The sequence below is a fragment of the Stenotrophomonas maltophilia group sp. RY12688 genome, from assembly GCF_052149045.1.
GTDB lineage: Bacteria > Pseudomonadota > Gammaproteobacteria > Xanthomonadales > Xanthomonadaceae > Stenotrophomonas > Stenotrophomonas sepilia.
Genome location: NZ_CP197389.1, coordinates 3,097,668 through 3,111,979, shown reverse-complemented (window position 1 = coordinate 3,111,979; position 14,312 = coordinate 3,097,668). Strand labels below are relative to the sequence as shown.

The window sequence follows — 14,312 nt, the reverse complement described above, 5'->3', positions numbered from 1 at the left end:
CTCAACCGGCCCCACCCCGCCTTCGACAGATTCTTGCGAGCTGTCGGACATGCCGACGGGGTCAGATCCGTTTTCTTTCGGAAAACGGATCTGACCCCAGTTTGAATTTCGATATCTGACAGATGTGTCGACCAAGGTCGACACCTACCAACAGCCGAGTGAACCTGTCGAAGGCGGGGCGGTATCGGAGGGCGGGGTGTCAGCCGCATGGATGCGGCTGCCAAGCCCCCATGGACGGGTTTACGGCGTCCCCGCACTCCGATACCGCCCCGCCAACCCACGGGATGCCAGCTTTTGCTTTTGCTGTTGCCTTGGCTTGAAGCATCTGCGGGTGCAGGGCGCAGCCCTGCCGAGCAACCCTCAGTGCAGCAGGGCAGCCACCGCGTCGCGGAACCCCGCCTGGGCCTGCCCGGACTCGGGCGCATGATGCAGCTGGCGCACCGCCCGTCCCAACCGTGCCGCCCCCACGAAGCCACAGCTGGCCTGCAATCGGTGCAACTGGCTGCGCAACTGGCGCTCGTCGTGCTGGTCGACCGCCTGCTCGACCGCGTCGCGCACGCCCGGCAACTCGGCCAGGAACAGTTCGCGCAGTGCGATCAGGTGGTTGCGCTGGCCATTGAGCGCTGCCAGGGCTGCGGTCTCGTCCCAGTCCTGTACGGCCAGTTCGACCGCGGCCGGGGCCTGTGCCACGAAGATCCCCGCCGGGCTGTTGACCAGCGCTCGGCGCACGGCCTTCAGCAGCTGGTCGCGGCCCAGTGGCTTGACCAGGGTGTCGCTGAAACCAGCTTCGCGCAGGCGGGCGTGAATGGAGGCATCGCCGTCGGCGGTATGTGCCAGCGCCGGCGTGTCGGGATGTGAACGGCGCAACTCACGCAACAGCTGCGCGCCATTGCCGTCCGGCAGGTTGACGTCGATCAGCCACAGGTCATGCGAGCCGGGCTCGGCACTGGCCAGGGCACTGGCCAGCGAATCTGCGGTGTCCACATCCGCCGGTAACGTTTCCAACGCCGCCTTGAAAAAACCGCGGCTGATGATGTCGTCCTCGACAAGCAGGAAGCGGGGCCGTGCGGCCCGCGGGGTCATCTGCATCAGGGCTGCCTCCATGTCAGCTGTCCCAATCATCAAGCACGGCGGCCACGGGCGCAAGCGGGTCCGGACCCCATCGGTCAGGATCTGCGACAATACGCCCCCATTTTTGCCCGCAGCCTGTTGCCACGTGGCCCGATCCCGCTCCCGCACCGACCGTACCCCGTTCCAGACCGAGATCCTCGACCTCAGCCATGATGGTCGCGGTGTCGCCCGCCGTGAAGGCGAGGGCGGCAAGGTCACCTTCGTCAGCGGCGCCCTGCCCGGCGAGATGGTGATGGCTGAACAGACTGCCCGCAGCCGCCATTTCGACGAGGCGCGCACCCTGGAAGTGCTGCAGGCCTCGCCGCAGCGGGTGACCCCCAAGTGCCCCCATTTCGGTACCTGCGCCGGCTGCGTGCTGCAGCACCTGGACGAAGACCAGCAGATCGTCGCCAAGCAGCGCGTGCTGATGGATAACCTGGAGCGGATTGGCCATGTGAAGCCGGGCACCGTGCTTGCGCCGCTGATCGGCGAGAGCTGGGGCTACCGCCGCAAGGGCCGCTTCTCGGTGCGCCGGGTCGAGAAGAAGGACAAGACCCTGGTTGGCTTCCGTGAACAGGATCCGCGTTTCGTCGCCGACCTCAGCCAGTGCCTGACCGTGATTCCGGAGATCGGCACCAAGGTCGAGGCGTTGTCCACCTTCATCGAAACGCTCGATGGCAAGCGTGACATCCCTCAGATCGAATTCATCGCCGGTGACCAGGCCGTGGTCCTGACCGTGCGCCACCTGCAGCCACTCAGCGATGCCGACCGCGCGGCCTGGGCCGCCTTCGGCCAGCAGCATGGCTTCGTGATCTACCTGCAGTCCGGTGGCGTGGACACCGTGCAGCCGCTGGACGGGCAGGGCGTGGCGCTGTCGTTCCGGCTGGCGCCGTGGGATGTCGAGCTGGCGTTCCGCCCGCTGGATTTCATCCAGGTCAACGCCAAGCTCAACGAGAAGATGATCGCCCACGCCCTGGACCTGCTGCAGCCGGGTGAGGACGAGCGCGTGCTGGACCTGTTCTGCGGCCTGGGCAACTTCACCCTGCCGTTGGCCCGCCGTGTGCGTGAAGTGGTGGGTGTGGAAGGCGATGCCGGCCTCGTCGCGCGTGCGCGTGAGAACGCGGAGCGCAACGGCCTGGCGAACGCGCAGTTCTTCAGCGCCGACTTGACCCAGGACCAGCGCAGCACGGCGTGGATGCGCCAGGGCTTCGACAAGCTGCTGCTGGATCCGCCGCGCTCGGGCGCGATCGAAGTGCTGCAGCAGCTGCCGCTGAAGCAGTTCAAGCGCATCGTCTACGTCAGCTGCCACCCGGGCTCGCTGGCGCGCGATGCCGGCTATCTGGTCAACGAACAGGGCTTCACCCTGGTCAGCGCCGGTGCCATGGACATGTTCCCGCACACCGCGCACGTGGAAAGCATCGCGGTATTCGAAAAGCGCTGAGCAGCTGTCATCACCCGTGGCGCATAATTGCGCCATGGGCATCGAAATCGAACGCAAATTCCTGGTCAGCAGCGATGGCTGGCGCACCGCCGCGCATCGGGTGATCCCGATGGCGCAGGGCTACATCAACGACATGGGCGCGCTCGACCGCGGCACCCAGAACGCCTCGGTGCGCGTACGCATCGAAGGCGACCACGCCGCGCTGAACCTGAAGTCGCGCACCCTCGGCCATACCCGGCAGGAGTTCGACTACCCGATCCCGGTGGAGGACGCGCGCGCACTGCTGGCGCTGTGTGTCGGCGGCCTGATCGACAAGCGCCGCCATCTGGTCGAACACGCCGGCCTGACCTGGGAAGTGGACGAATTCCTCGGTGACAACGCCGGTCTGGTGGTGGCCGAAGTCGAACTGGAAAGCGCCGATCAGGCCATCGACCTGCCGGACTGGGTCGGCGCCGAAGTGACCGATGACGCCCGCTACTACAACGTTGCCCTGGCCAGCCGCCCGTATTCACAGTGGTGAACCCCCAAAAAGGGGACGGAGGGGATTAAGTCGTCTTTACCCCGCCTGTGCGGAAAGCGACTTAATCCCCTCCGTCCCCTTTTATCGAGGAAGGCGGTCCCCATGTCGTGGACATGAGAATCGACATCTACTCCGACGTGGTCTGCCCCTGGTGCTGGATCGGCAAGCATCGTTTCCAGCAGGGCGTGCAGTTGCTGGGCGCCAATGCGCCTGAACTCGATATCCACTGGCAGCCGTTCCAGCTGGACCCGGATGCGGACGACACCCCGGTGCCGCTGCGCGAGGCCTATGCGCGCAAGTTCGGGGGCGTCGAGCGCACCGAGCAGATCCTCGGCCAGACCCAGACCACCGCGCGCGCGGAGGGGCTGTCGATGGATTTCAACCAGGGCCAGGTGCGGGTGACCACACTGCCGGCGCATCGGGTGTTGTGGCTGGCCGGCCAGCATGGCGTGCAGGATGCGGTGGGTGAAGCGCTGTTCCGCGCCCACTTCGAACATGGCCAGAACCTGGCCGACAACGCTGTACTGGTGAAGGCCGGCGTGGCGGGCGGCCTGGACGGTGGTGAAATCGCGCAGATGCTGACCTCCGACCGCGGCCTGGCCGAGGTCGAAGCCAAGCTGGCGCAGGCCCATGCACTGGGCATTTCTTCGGTGCCGACCTTCGTGATCGATGGGAAGTGGGCGATTTCCGGGGCGCAGCCACCCGAGGCGTTCGCCCAGGCCCTGCGGCAGATCGCGGCAGAACAGGGCGCCCCGGCTGACGGCGACGAGGCCTGCGGCCCGGACAGCTGCAAGGTCTGACCGGCTCCTCAAAAGGGGACGGAGGGGATTAAGACGTATCCAACCCCTTGGGGCCGATTGCGCCTTAATCCCCTCCGTCCCCTTTTTCTGACCACTGCGCCTGTCGGCCGGTTCTGCGACAATGCGGCACTGCGCCATGCGGGCGCGCGTTGTGGAGATCGACCATGCTGCTGATCGGCGTTGCCGGCACCGAACTGACCGCCCAGGAACGTGACTGGCTGCAGCACGACGCCGTGGCCGGAGTAGTGCTGTTCAAGCGCAACTTCGCCTCGCGCCAGCAGGTGACCGATCTGAGCGCGGCCATCCGTGCCGCTGCCCCGCGCCCGCAGCTGATCTGCGTGGACCAGGAAGGCGGCCGTGTGCAGCGCTTCCGCGAGGGTTACAGCGATCTTCCGCCGCTGCAGGACATTGGTGCCCTGTACGCCACCGACCCGCAGCAGGCCCTGGCGCTGGCCGAGCAGCACGCCTGGCTGATGGCCAGTGAAGTCCGCGCCAGCGGCCTGGATCTCAGCTTCGCCCCGGTGGTCGACCTTGGCCGCGGCAACCGCGCCATCGGCAACCGCGCCTTCAGTGAAGACCCGCAGGTCGTGGCCGCGTTCACTGCAGCCTATGTGCGCGGCATGCACGCGGTCGGCATGGCCGCCACGCTCAAGCATTTTCCTGGTCACGGCACCGTGCTGGAAGACACCCACGTCGATACCGCGATCGATCCACGCGCGCTGGACGAACTGCGCGCGCAGGACCTGGTGCCGTTCCAGGCCGGCATCGCCGCCGGTGCCGATGCGGTGATGATGGCGCACGTGATCTATCCGCAGGTGGCAGCGGAGCCCGCCGGCTATTCCCCACGCTGGATCCAGGACGTCCTGCGCGGCGAACTCGGCTTCCGCGGCGTGGTGTTCTCCGATGACATCGGCATGGCCGCCTCGCACAGCGCCGGCGGCGTGCCGGCACGCGTGCACGCGCACCTGGACGCCGGTTGCGACGTGGTGCTGGTCTGCCATCCGGAACTGGTCGATGAAGCCCTGCATGCGGTGCAGGGACGTTCCCTCAATACTGCTGCGCTGCTGGGCCTGCTCGGCCGCGGCGCGCTCGGCTGGGACGGCCTGCTGGCCGATGCCCGCCATGGCGACACCCAATCCCGTCTGCTTGAAACCCTTGGAAGAACCGTCTGATGCCCAACCTCACCATTTCCCAGGCCCTGGCCCAGGCTGACCTGCTGGTCGACCGCCCCACCATCGACAAGGCCATCGCTGCAATCGCCGACGCCATCGCGCGCGATTACAAGGGCGAGGTGCCGTTGTTCCTGTCGATCATGCATGGTGCGCTGCCGTTCGCTGGCCAGCTGGCGCTGGAACTGGGCGCGCGCGGCCAGGACGTGCAGTTCGATTACCTGCACGCCACCCGCTACCGCGGCGAAACCACCGGCGGTGACCTGGTCTGGAAGCACAAGCCGGCCACCTCGCTGTTCGGCCGCCGCGTGCTGCTGGTCGACGACATCCTCGACGAGGGCTACACCCTGCAGGGCGTTCGCACCTGGTGCCTGGAACAGGGCGCGACCGATGTGCGCATCGCTGCGATGACCGTGAAGAAGCACGACCGTGCGCTGCCTGACGTGACCGCCGATTACGCGGGCATCGAGCTGCCGGACCGCTACGTATTCGGCTTCGGCATGGACGTCAACGAGACCCTGCGCTGCGTGCCGGCCATCTACGCAATGAAGGAATAACGGCGCGGCCGCACGCGGCGCGTCTTTTCCATCGCCGGCATCCTCGGGTGCCGGCGTTCGTCTTTTCATGGAGTGCTTCTAATGCAACAGATCGCCCTGGCCGTGATCGGCGGTACCGGTGTCTACAACCTGGCCAAGCTTGACGACGTGCAGACCCACGAGGTCGACACCCGCTTCGGCCGCCCATCGGGCCCGGTGCGCGTGGGCACGCTGCTCGGCCATCGCGTGGCGTTCCTGGCGCGGCATGGCGAGGGGCATTCGCTGCCGCCGCACAAGATCAACTACCGCGCCAACCTGGCTGCGCTGCAGCAGCTGGGCGCGCAGCGGGTGCTGGCATTGAACACGGTGGGGGGCATCACCGAGAACTTCGGTCCGCGCGTGCTCGCCTGCCCGGACCAGATCATCGACTACACCTGGGGCCGCATCAGCACGATCTGTGAAGAAGAAGGCTCCGACGTGGTCCACGTCGATTTCGGCCATCCGTACACGCCGATGCTGCGCAGCAAGATCCTGGCGGCAGCCAAAGTGACCGGTGTCACGGTCCATGACGGTGGCTGCTATGGCGCAACGCAGGGCCCGCGCCTGGAAACCGTCGCCGAAATCGCCCGCATGCGCCGCGACGGTTGCGATCTGGTGGGCATGACCGGCATGCCGGAAGCCGCACTGGCGCGGGAGCTGGGGCTGGATTATGCCTGCCTGGCGATCATCGCCAACTGGGCCGCCGGCTGCGGTGATGGCGAGGAGATTACGATGGCCGAAGTGCTGGCCAATGTGCAGGCGGCCAGCAACGGACTTCCGGAACTGGTGGGCGAATTGGCGCGGGGGTGATTGTCTTCCCCGAGCAAGCTTTGCATACTCAGCTTGTGCGCGGGTTCAGCGTACACCACCCATTCATTGCATAAGGTCTCGCATCACCATGCCGAACGGTACCGTCAAGTGGTTCAACGACGCCAAGGGATTTGGCTTCATCTCGCCGGAGGATGGCAGCGCCGACGTGTTCGCGCACTTCTCCGCCATCAACTCCAAGGGCTTCCGCAGCCTGCAGGAAGGCCAGCGTGTCACCTATGACGTGACCCAGGGCCCGAAGGGCGCCCAGGCTTCGAACATCACGCCGGCCGAGTGATCCACTCGACAGTGCGTTGAAAACCCCGCTCCGGCGGGGTTTTTTTTGCCCTGCGACAAGAATTGCGCTGCCGTGGGCGGAGGCCCCGCTGGGCATCCGGATTTGTGCTCGGGCACAATGCGCCCATGAAGGAACGACTGCGCATCGCCGTGATCGGCTACGGCACCGCTGGACAGGCATTGTCCATCCTGCTCTCCCGTGATGGCCACGAGGTGGAGATCTTCGAACGTGTGCCCACGCCGGGACCGGTTGGCGCCGGTTTCCTGCTGCAGCCCAGCGGCCTGCAGGTGCTGTGGCAGATGGGCCTGCTTGACGCCGTGCGCGCGCATGCCGCGCCGGTGCATCGCCTGTACGGCGATACGCCGTGCGAACGCGCAGTGATGGACATGCGCTACGCCGGCCTGGACGCGCGCCTGCACGGCCTTGGCATGCAGCGCGGCGCCCTGTTCTCGTTGCTGGATGATGCGCGTGCAGGTGCGGGCCAGCTGCATGCCGGCGTCAGCATCGCTGCAGTGGATGCCGAGCACGGCCGCCTGCGTGACAGCGAAGGGCGCCTGCACGGTGCGTTCGACCTCGTGGTGGCCGCCGATGGTGCGGCCTCGACGCTGCGCGGCACGATCAAAGACGGTAACGGACTGGATCGCGTGTATCCGTGGGGTGCGCTGTGGTGCCTGTTGCCGGCCGAAGACTGGCCACACCTGCAGGAGCTGCGGCAGCGCTACGTGGCCGCACGCAAGATGATCGGGCTGTTGCCGGTCGGTACGCGGCCCGGTGATGACACGCCGCGCCTGAGCTTTTTCTGGAGCCTGCCACGCGACGATTTCGAACGTTGGCAGGCCGACGGCATGACGCCCTGGCTGGACGAACTGCATGCGCTGTGGCCGCAGGCCAGTGCACGCTTCGCGCATCTGCGTGACGCCGGCCAGCTGGCACGGGCCGTCTACCGCGACGCAGTGATGACGCGCTGGCATCACGGCCGCATGGTGCTGGCCGGCGATGCCGCGCATGCGATGAGCCCACAGCTGGGCCAGGGCGTGAACATGGCGCTGCTCGATGCGCTGGCGCTGCGCGATGCCTTGCGCGCGCATGGTGGCGGTGCCACGGCATTGCAGGCCTACCAGGCGCAGCGCAGGGCACACGTTGCGGTCTACCAGCGCTGGAGCCGTTGGCTGACGCCGCTGTTCCAGTCCGATCGCGATGCCTGGGCCAAAGCGCGCGACGTGCTGCTCGGCCCGATGGGGCGCCTGCCGGGTGGACGTGGTCACATGCTGCGTGTGCTCAGCGGTACCCAGCATGGCTGGTTCGGTTCGCTCGCGCTGGATCCGGCTTTCGTCGACGCGCTGGCCACTGCGGCGCAGGTGCCTCGCATCAACGCGATCACAGCCACTGCGTGAAACGCGTCGTCACGTGAATTAACGGTTGCCTCACTGCGCATATGCGAGAAGTAGGTTGCACGCGATTGCGCGTCGCCCGTTTTCCTTTCCGTGATCAACATCGCGCGTGGCCCGGGAGGCGCTGCCGTCGCGGCCTGTTGCGGCCCGGATGTGCCGCCTGTTGTCGAAGAGGAGGATGCCATGTTGTTCGCGGTCGAGGAGCTGGAATCGGAAATCTGCAAGCTGCGCGGTCTGTTGCAGATGCTGCACGAGGACCAGCCCGACGTACTGGAGGACGTGTTCGAGTTCCATGTCGGCAGCCTGATCAGTCATGCGTCGCCTGAGCACCACACGCGCATCCGCACCTGCGCGCAGGAGATGCTGGCGGCGATCCAGGCATTGCCGCGGCGACGGGAAGAGGACACGCCTGAGTTCCAGCTGATGCCGCAGCTGGATATCCGTCCGGCCTGATTCAAGCCAGGGGCAGTGCCACCAGGCCGTTGTCCACGCAGGCGACCATCTGTTCGCCGGCAGCGGGAACAGGAACGATTCCGGCGGTGAACGCGGAGAAGGCCGGCAGGAGCGTCATCCTGTCACGCAGCCAGAATGCGGGGAAGCGCCGCCGCAACGGAGGCAAAGCGATCTGTGGATGCAGATGCCCGGCGATCACATGCAGCTCCGCATCGGGCACCGGCTCATGCCGAAGCAGGAACGGTGGCAACCGTACTTCGTCGTGGATCTGCACCTGCAGCTCGGCATGCGGCAGCTGCCGGTCATGATTTCCGCGCAGGACATGCACGTCCAGTGCGGCATTGCGTTCGCGCCATCCCAGCCATTGCTGGTACCACGCAGCACGATGCGCCGGGCCGTGCAGGATGTCGCCCAGGATCCACACCTCGCGGCAGGCACGCGCGTCCAGCAGCCCCTGCAGGCGTTGCAGGTCCTTGCCGGTACCGCCGCCGGGCAGCGCGATGCCTGCGCGGCGGAAGACATCGGCCTTGCCCAGGTGCAGGTCGGCGAGCAGCAGTGCCTGCCGCGCGGGCCAGTACAGTGCACGCGCGCCAAGCAGCACCAGCGGCTCGCCTGCGCGCAGCAGCGGCAGTTCATCGGCCATGCCGACGCTCCAGCTGCTGGGCCGCGCGTTGCACCCGGGTACGCCAGTCTTCGTTGCTGAACTGCCCGCGCAGGCGTTCGGCCCACAGCGGGAAACCCAACGGCGTGAGTGACGCCGGGCGCTGCACCGAGAGGGTCTGCATCCGAACCCTGGCCAGTACCTGTTGCAGCCCCGGCATGTCGAGGCTGTCATTCAGCACTTCCTGTTCCGCCAGCGCCAGCAGCAGGTGATCCGGGTCGTGCTCGCGCAGTACGTCGTAGAGCAGTCCCGCGGACGCCTGCAGCTGGCGCAGTGCCCGTGGCATGCCACCGGGCAGGCTGGGGACCAGCAGGCCGGCGACGCGTGCGATGCCGCGGAACTGGCGACGCGCCAGCTCGCCCAGGTTCACCGCAGCACGCAGATCATCCAGCAGCTGATCGGTGGAGAACAGCGCCCGCCATTGCGCCGCATCCAGATCGATGGCCTGTGCCGGTGCCAGCACCAGGCCGTGATCGTTCACCGCATAGCCGATGCTGTTGCGCTGCCGGCGGGTACAGCGCAGCGCCAGCAGGGCGGCCAGCGCCTCATGCACGTGGCGGCCGGCAAAGGGATAGACGAACAGGAACTGGCCTTCGCGACGACGCACATCCTCCACCAGCAGATGGGCTGGGCCGGGAAGCGCCGACAACCGCTGCTGCAGTGCCAGCAGGGGTGACAGCCAGCGTGACTCGGCGCTGTCGTCAGCACCGGACAGTACCCACTCCAGCTCGCGGCCCAGCGGCATCGACAGCGGCAACTGGCCGCCCTGCCAGCGCGGCACGATCCCCTCACCGCGTCCTCGTGCCAACCGGACGAAGGCAGTCATGTCGCGCAGCTGCACCAGCTCCAGCAGGCGCCCGGCGAACTGGAAGCGGTCGCCACGGCGCAGGCGGCTGGCGAACTGTTCCTCCACGGCGCCCAGGCTGCCGCCGCGCAGGAACTGCACGCGCACGCTGCCATCGCTGCTGATGGTGCCGATCGACAGCCGATGACGCAGCGCCTGGCGACGGTCGTGCATGCGGTACCACCCATCGGCATCACGCACGACCTTGTGGAAATCGGGGTACTGGGCCAGCGCTTGGCCACCCTGCACGACGAATGTGAGCACGGCCTGCCACTGGTCGTCGCCGAGCGACGCGAAGGCATGGGTACGCCGCACCTGCGCCAGCAGGTCGGCGCTGTCGAAGCCGCCCGCCAGGGCGCGGCTGACCGCATGCTGGGCCAGCACATCCAGCGGCAGCGTCGGCGGCCTGCGCGCTTCGACCACGTTCCCGGCCAACGCACGGCGCACGGCGGCGTACTCGGCCAGTTCCAGCGCATGGCTGGGCACGCACAGGATGGAACCGCTGGCACCCGGGCGGTGCCGTGCGCGTCCGGCGCGCTGGCGCAGGCGCGCCACGCCCTTCGGGCTGCCCAGCTGCAGTACCTGCTCAACCTCGGGGAAGTCGACGCCGAGGTCGAGGCTGGAGGTGGCAACCACGCAGCGCAGCGCGCCCGCGCGCAGGCCATCCTCCACCTGCTGGCGCAGCACCGGGTCCAGCGAGCCGTGGTGCAGCGCAAGCGTGTCCGGTTCTTCCGGCCAGACTGCGGCCAGCGCCTGATGCCACAATTCAGCTTGCGCGCGCGTATTGGTGAACAGCAGGCTGCTGCGTGCCTGCATCAGTGCATCCAGCACGCGTGGCAGCTGCGCCAGGCCCAGATGCCCGGCCCAGGGGAAATGTTCGCCAGGGTCCGGCAGCACGCTGCGCACGCTCACTGCGCGAGGGCGTACGCCCTGCACGATCGGTGCATCCGGTTGCCCGGGCAGCAGTACATCGCGCGCCTCATCCAGATTGCCCAGCGTGGCCGACAGTCCCCACAGCTGCGATGCAGGCGCGGCCTGGCGCAACACTGCCAGGTTCAACTGCAGCAGCACACCGCGCTTGTTGCCCAGCAGTTCGTGCCATTCGTCCACCACCATGCAGCGCAGCCGCTGCATGCGCGGCAGCGTATCCGGATAGCTCAGCAGCAGCGCCAGTGATTCCGGCGTGGTCACCAGTACGTCGATGCGGCCCTCGCGCGCCTGGCGCCGCTCGCGGTTGCTGGCGTCACCACTGCGCAGGCCGACACGCCAACCCAGCCCCAGCCCATCGACCACGGTCTGCAGCGCGCGCGCGGTGTCGCTGGCCAACGCGCGCAAGGGGGTCACCCACAGCACCTGCAGCGGGCGGACCGCGCTGGCGCGGCGGGGGGAGGGTGGCGGGTCGATCATGGCCTGCAGCAGCGGTCCGCCGAACATCGCCAGTGTCTTGCCGCTGCCTGTGGGTGTGTGCAGCAGCCCGGATTCGCCGGCGAGATAGTGACGCCACATCGCGCGCTGGAACGGCAGTGAGCGCCAGCCTCTGGACGCGAACCAGTCTTCCAGCCGGCGCAGTGCCTGGCTGCGGTTCATCGTGCCAACGCCTGCAGCGTGGCCAACTGATCGGCTTCGCTGGCGGGCTTGTCGTGGCGCCAGCGCAGGATGCGCGGAAAACGCACGGCGATGCCCGACTTGTGCCGGCTGCTGCGGTTGACTGCCTCGAAGCCCAGCTCGAAGACGTGTTCGGCGCGAACGCTGCGCACCGGGCCGAAGCGCTCGCGGGTGTTGGCGCGGATCCAGCGATCAAGCGCGAGGATTTCCTTGTCATCCAGGCCCGAATAGGCCTTGGCGACCGGTACCAGCGTGTCGCCGTCCCAGACGCCGAAGGTGTAGTCGGTGTACAGCGTGCTGCGCCGCCCATGGCCGGCCTGCGCGTACAGGAGCACCGCATCGATGGTGAGCGGATCGACCTTCCATTTCCACCAGTCACCGCGGCGGCGCCCGGCCTGGTAGGGCGAGGCATGCCGTTTCAGCATCAGTCCTTCCACGCCGCGTTCGCGTGCCACGTCGCGCATTGCCGCCGCCTGGAGCCAGTCGTCGGCGTCAACGCCCGGTGAGAGCTGGATCCGTGCATCGTTCAGTGCACCGACGACCTCGGCGAGACGCGCGCGCCGCTGCTGCAGCGGACGTTCGCGCAGGTCTACGCCATCGAGTTCAAGCAGGTCATAGGCGAGCACCCGCACCGGCGTGTTGCGCAGGGTGGCCGCACCGGGTTTTCGGCGCTGGATGCGCGTCTGCAGCGCAGTGAAGGCACGCGGCAGGTCCGCGGCTTCGTCCCAGGCCAGCAGCTCGCCGTCCAGCACGCAGCCATCGGGAAGCGCCATCGCTGCCTGTTCGATCTCGGGGAAGCGGCCATCCAGCCGCTCTTCGCCGCGTGACCACAAGGCGACCTCGCCGCGCCGGCGCAGCAGCTGCAGGCGGATGCCATCCCACTTCCATTCCAGCAGCCAGTCATCGATCGGGCCGAGTCGTTCGGCAGGGGATCCCTCCAGTGGCGAGGCCAGGAAGAACGGATAGGGCTGCTGCCGGTCCAGCGGCAATTCATCCGGCGACAGCAGCTGGGCCAGAACGCCGGGCGAGGGCACCCACTCGCCCAGCATGCGCTGGGCGATGCGTGCGATGTCCAGGCCGGACCACTCGGCCAGCGCCTGCTGCACCAGTCGCTGCGACACGCCAACGCGCAGGGCGCCGGTCAGCAGCTTGTTGAATACCAGGCGTTCGCCGCTGCACAGTTGCTGCCAGCCGGCGACGATCGCCGCGCGACGCACCGCCTCGGGTTGGTTGGCGACCGCCAGCAGGTGCTGTTCGATCCATTCGGCCAGGGGCCGGTCAGGCGAGGGGTGTGGTGGGTCGTCCAACAGCAGGGTCAGCGTTTCGGCCAGGTCACCCACCTGCGCATAGCTGTCTTCCACCAGCCACGGTGGCAACCCTGATTGCTCGGCGATCCACGCGCGCAGTTCGCCACTGGCGGCGATCTTCCTGCGCGCGCCGCCCACCTTGCCACCACTGAGCAGGTACAGCGCCCACGCCGCATCGTGTGCGCCTGCCTGGCGGAAGTAGTCGACCAGCGCTGCGCGCTTGTCCAGCGTGGCAGTGCTGCGGTCCAGGCGTTGGTAGAGCGCTGCGAAGGACTTCATTCCTCGCTCCCGAAATCGGTACGGAAGGCTTCGGCAGCCACGCCGCGCTCGCGCAGGAACGGAATCAACGCATCGGTATTGCCATGGGTGGCGATCACCCGCTGCGCGCCGGTCTGTTGGATCGTCTGCAGCAGTGCTGGCCAATCGGCGTGGTCGGAAATGACGAAGCCTCGATCGACGTTGCGGCGGCGACGGTTGCCGCGCAGTTGCATCCAGCCCGAGGCGAAGCCCAGCTGGTGACGGCCGAAGCGGCGCATCCAGGGCGTGCCCGCAGCCGAGGGCGGGGCCAGGATCAACTGGCCGGCGGCATCGGGCCGGCGGCCCTGTTCGGCCACGGTGAGCGTCTCCAGCATCGGTACGCCGGCCTGCCGGTACACCGCCACGCCATTGGCGATGGCGCCATGCAGCCAGGCCGGCCGATCGTCCAGTGGCCGCAGCTCTGCCAGCACCCGCTGTGCCTTGCCCAGCGCATAGCACAGCAGGATCGCAGCCTCGCCGCGTTGTTCGCATTCGCGGCGCCACGCCACGATTTCGGCAGCAACGGCCGAAGTGTCCGGCCAGCGGTAGATCGGCAGGGCGAAGGTGGCTTCGGTGATGAAGGTATCGCAGGGCACCACTTCGAACGGCGCACAGGTTGGGTCAGGCTGCCGCTTGTAGTCGCCGGAGGCGACCCAGACCTGCCGCCCGTCGTCGATGCGCACCTGCGAAGATCCCAGGACGTGACCGGCTGGATGCAGCGATACCTGTACCCGGCCCAGGCGGAACGGCACGCCCTCGACGTGCGCCTGCACCGGAACATCGCCCAGGCGCCAGCGCAGGATCGGCAGGCTGCCTTCGCTGCAGTGGTACTCGCCCATGCCCGGGCGGGCGTGATCCCCGTGGCCATGCGTGATGACCGCGCGCGCTACCGGTCGCCAGGGATCAATGTGGAAATCGCCGGCGGCGCAGTACAGCCCTTCCGGGCGCAGCACCACCAGATCGTCGTTGGCTGCCATGCGATCACTGTGGCCTGCTGCTCGTGCAGACGGTGAGAACCGGCCTGAACACGGGCT

The 14,312-nt window shown here is 67.7% G+C and carries 14 protein-coding genes; 9 read left to right on the top strand and 5 right to left on the bottom strand.

Features of this window, described 5'->3' with window-relative positions:
* Positions 1-360: 360 nt before the first annotated feature.
* Entirely contained in the window at positions 361-1,089 is a 729-nt protein-coding gene (locus tag ACS0OT_RS14650; RefSeq protein ID WP_005418228.1) for a response regulator, read from the bottom strand.
* A gap of 127 nt (positions 1,090-1,216) precedes the next feature.
* Between ACS0OT_RS14650 and rlmD the strand changes: the two genes are divergently transcribed.
* The 9 genes from rlmD (at position 1,217) to ACS0OT_RS14605 (ending at position 8,564) form a co-directional block, all read left to right on the top strand.
* A complete protein-coding gene (rlmD, locus tag ACS0OT_RS14645) occupies positions 1,217-2,551 on the top strand; it encodes a 23S rRNA (uracil(1939)-C(5))-methyltransferase RlmD (RefSeq protein ID WP_139727483.1) in 1,335 nt (444 codons plus the stop codon).
* 34 nt (positions 2,552-2,585) lie between these two features.
* The gene (locus ACS0OT_RS14640) at positions 2,586-3,071 is read left to right on the top strand and encodes a CYTH domain-containing protein (RefSeq protein ID WP_053500339.1); all 486 of its coding nucleotides are present in this window, start codon (positions 2,586-2,588) and stop codon (positions 3,069-3,071) included.
* 113 nt (positions 3,072-3,184) lie between these two features.
* The gene (locus ACS0OT_RS14635; protein WP_139727481.1) at positions 3,185-3,871 is read left to right on the top strand and encodes a DsbA family oxidoreductase; all 687 of its coding nucleotides are present in this window, start codon (positions 3,185-3,187) and stop codon (positions 3,869-3,871) included.
* A gap of 164 nt (positions 3,872-4,035) precedes the next feature.
* Positions 4,036-5,043 carry a beta-N-acetylhexosaminidase gene (nagZ, locus tag ACS0OT_RS14630; RefSeq protein ID WP_139727479.1) on the top strand — a complete coding sequence of 336 codons (1,008 nt, stop codon included), beginning with the start codon at positions 4,036-4,038 and terminating at the stop codon, positions 5,041-5,043.
* On the top strand, positions 5,043-5,597 hold the full coding sequence (locus ACS0OT_RS14625) for a hypoxanthine-guanine phosphoribosyltransferase (RefSeq protein ID WP_005418223.1): 555 nt from the start codon (positions 5,043-5,045) through the stop codon (positions 5,595-5,597). Before nagZ ends, ACS0OT_RS14625 begins: the two co-directional genes overlap by 1 nt.
* A gap of 81 nt (positions 5,598-5,678) precedes the next feature.
* On the top strand, positions 5,679-6,425 hold the full coding sequence (locus tag ACS0OT_RS14620; protein ID WP_164230459.1) for an S-methyl-5'-thioinosine phosphorylase: 747 nt from the start codon (positions 5,679-5,681) through the stop codon (positions 6,423-6,425).
* 88 nt (positions 6,426-6,513) lie between these two features.
* Positions 6,514-6,720: a cold-shock protein gene (locus tag ACS0OT_RS14615; protein ID WP_005410590.1), complete on the top strand. Its 207-nt coding sequence runs from the start codon at positions 6,514-6,516 to the stop codon at positions 6,718-6,720.
* 125 nt (positions 6,721-6,845) lie between these two features.
* Positions 6,846-8,114, top strand: a complete 1,269-nt coding sequence (locus tag ACS0OT_RS14610) for an FAD-dependent oxidoreductase (RefSeq protein ID WP_139727478.1) — start codon at positions 6,846-6,848, stop codon at positions 8,112-8,114.
* Between the two features lie 180 nt (positions 8,115-8,294).
* Positions 8,295-8,564: a hypothetical protein gene (locus tag ACS0OT_RS14605; protein ID WP_053500349.1), complete on the top strand. Its 270-nt coding sequence runs from the start codon at positions 8,295-8,297 to the stop codon at positions 8,562-8,564.
* Between the two features lies 1 nt (position 8,565).
* On the opposite strand, the gene pdeM is transcribed toward ACS0OT_RS14605, so the two are convergent.
* From pdeM to ACS0OT_RS14585, 4 genes are read right to left on the bottom strand one after another with little or no spacing between them, the layout of a single operon-like run.
* Positions 8,566-9,207: a ligase-associated DNA damage response endonuclease PdeM gene (pdeM, locus tag ACS0OT_RS14600; protein WP_061479805.1), complete on the bottom strand. Its 642-nt coding sequence runs from the start codon at positions 9,205-9,207 to the stop codon at positions 8,566-8,568.
* The gene (locus tag ACS0OT_RS14595; RefSeq protein WP_065196915.1) at positions 9,197-11,656 is read right to left on the bottom strand and encodes a ligase-associated DNA damage response DEXH box helicase; all 2,460 of its coding nucleotides are present in this window, start codon (positions 11,654-11,656) and stop codon (positions 9,197-9,199) included. Before ACS0OT_RS14595 ends, pdeM begins: the two co-directional genes overlap by 11 nt.
* On the bottom strand, positions 11,653-13,260 hold the full coding sequence (locus ACS0OT_RS14590; protein ID WP_111178635.1) for an ATP-dependent DNA ligase: 1,608 nt from the start codon (positions 13,258-13,260) through the stop codon (positions 11,653-11,655). Before ACS0OT_RS14590 ends, ACS0OT_RS14595 begins: the two co-directional genes overlap by 4 nt.
* The gene (locus tag ACS0OT_RS14585; protein ID WP_262090251.1) at positions 13,257-14,255 is read right to left on the bottom strand and encodes a ligase-associated DNA damage response exonuclease; all 999 of its coding nucleotides are present in this window, start codon (positions 14,253-14,255) and stop codon (positions 13,257-13,259) included. The genes ACS0OT_RS14590 and ACS0OT_RS14585 overlap by 4 nt, the downstream gene beginning before the upstream one ends.
* Positions 14,256-14,312: the final 57 nt, after the last annotated feature.

Excerpts from the sequence above, each read along its gene's own strand:
- ACS0OT_RS14650 (WP_005418228.1), bottom strand. The coding sequence starts at position 1,089 with ATGCAGATGACCCCGCGGGCCGCACGGCCCCGCTTCCTGCTTGTCGAG.
- ACS0OT_RS14640 (WP_053500339.1), top strand. The coding sequence starts at position 2,586 with ATGGGCATCGAAATCGAACGCAAATTCCTGGTCAGCAGCGATGGCTGG.
- ACS0OT_RS14635 (WP_139727481.1), top strand. The coding sequence starts at position 3,185 with ATGAGAATCGACATCTACTCCGACGTGGTCTGCCCCTGGTGCTGGATC.
- nagZ (WP_139727479.1), top strand. The coding sequence starts at position 4,036 with ATGCTGCTGATCGGCGTTGCCGGCACCGAACTGACCGCCCAGGAACGT.
- ACS0OT_RS14625 (WP_005418223.1), top strand. The coding sequence starts at position 5,043 with ATGCCCAACCTCACCATTTCCCAGGCCCTGGCCCAGGCTGACCTGCTG.
- ACS0OT_RS14620 (WP_164230459.1), top strand. The coding sequence starts at position 5,679 with ATGCAACAGATCGCCCTGGCCGTGATCGGCGGTACCGGTGTCTACAAC.
- ACS0OT_RS14615 (WP_005410590.1), top strand. The coding sequence starts at position 6,514 with ATGCCGAACGGTACCGTCAAGTGGTTCAACGACGCCAAGGGATTTGGC.
- ACS0OT_RS14610 (WP_139727478.1), top strand. The coding sequence starts at position 6,846 with ATGAAGGAACGACTGCGCATCGCCGTGATCGGCTACGGCACCGCTGGA.
- ACS0OT_RS14605 (WP_053500349.1), top strand. The coding sequence starts at position 8,295 with ATGTTGTTCGCGGTCGAGGAGCTGGAATCGGAAATCTGCAAGCTGCGC.
- pdeM (WP_061479805.1), bottom strand. The coding sequence starts at position 9,207 with ATGGCCGATGAACTGCCGCTGCTGCGCGCAGGCGAGCCGCTGGTGCTG.
- ACS0OT_RS14595 (WP_065196915.1), bottom strand. The coding sequence starts at position 11,656 with ATGAACCGCAGCCAGGCACTGCGCCGGCTGGAAGACTGGTTCGCGTCC.
- ACS0OT_RS14590 (WP_111178635.1), bottom strand. The coding sequence starts at position 13,260 with ATGAAGTCCTTCGCAGCGCTCTACCAACGCCTGGACCGCAGCACTGCC.
- ACS0OT_RS14585 (WP_262090251.1), bottom strand. The coding sequence starts at position 14,255 with ATGGCAGCCAACGACGATCTGGTGGTGCTGCGCCCGGAAGGGCTGTAC.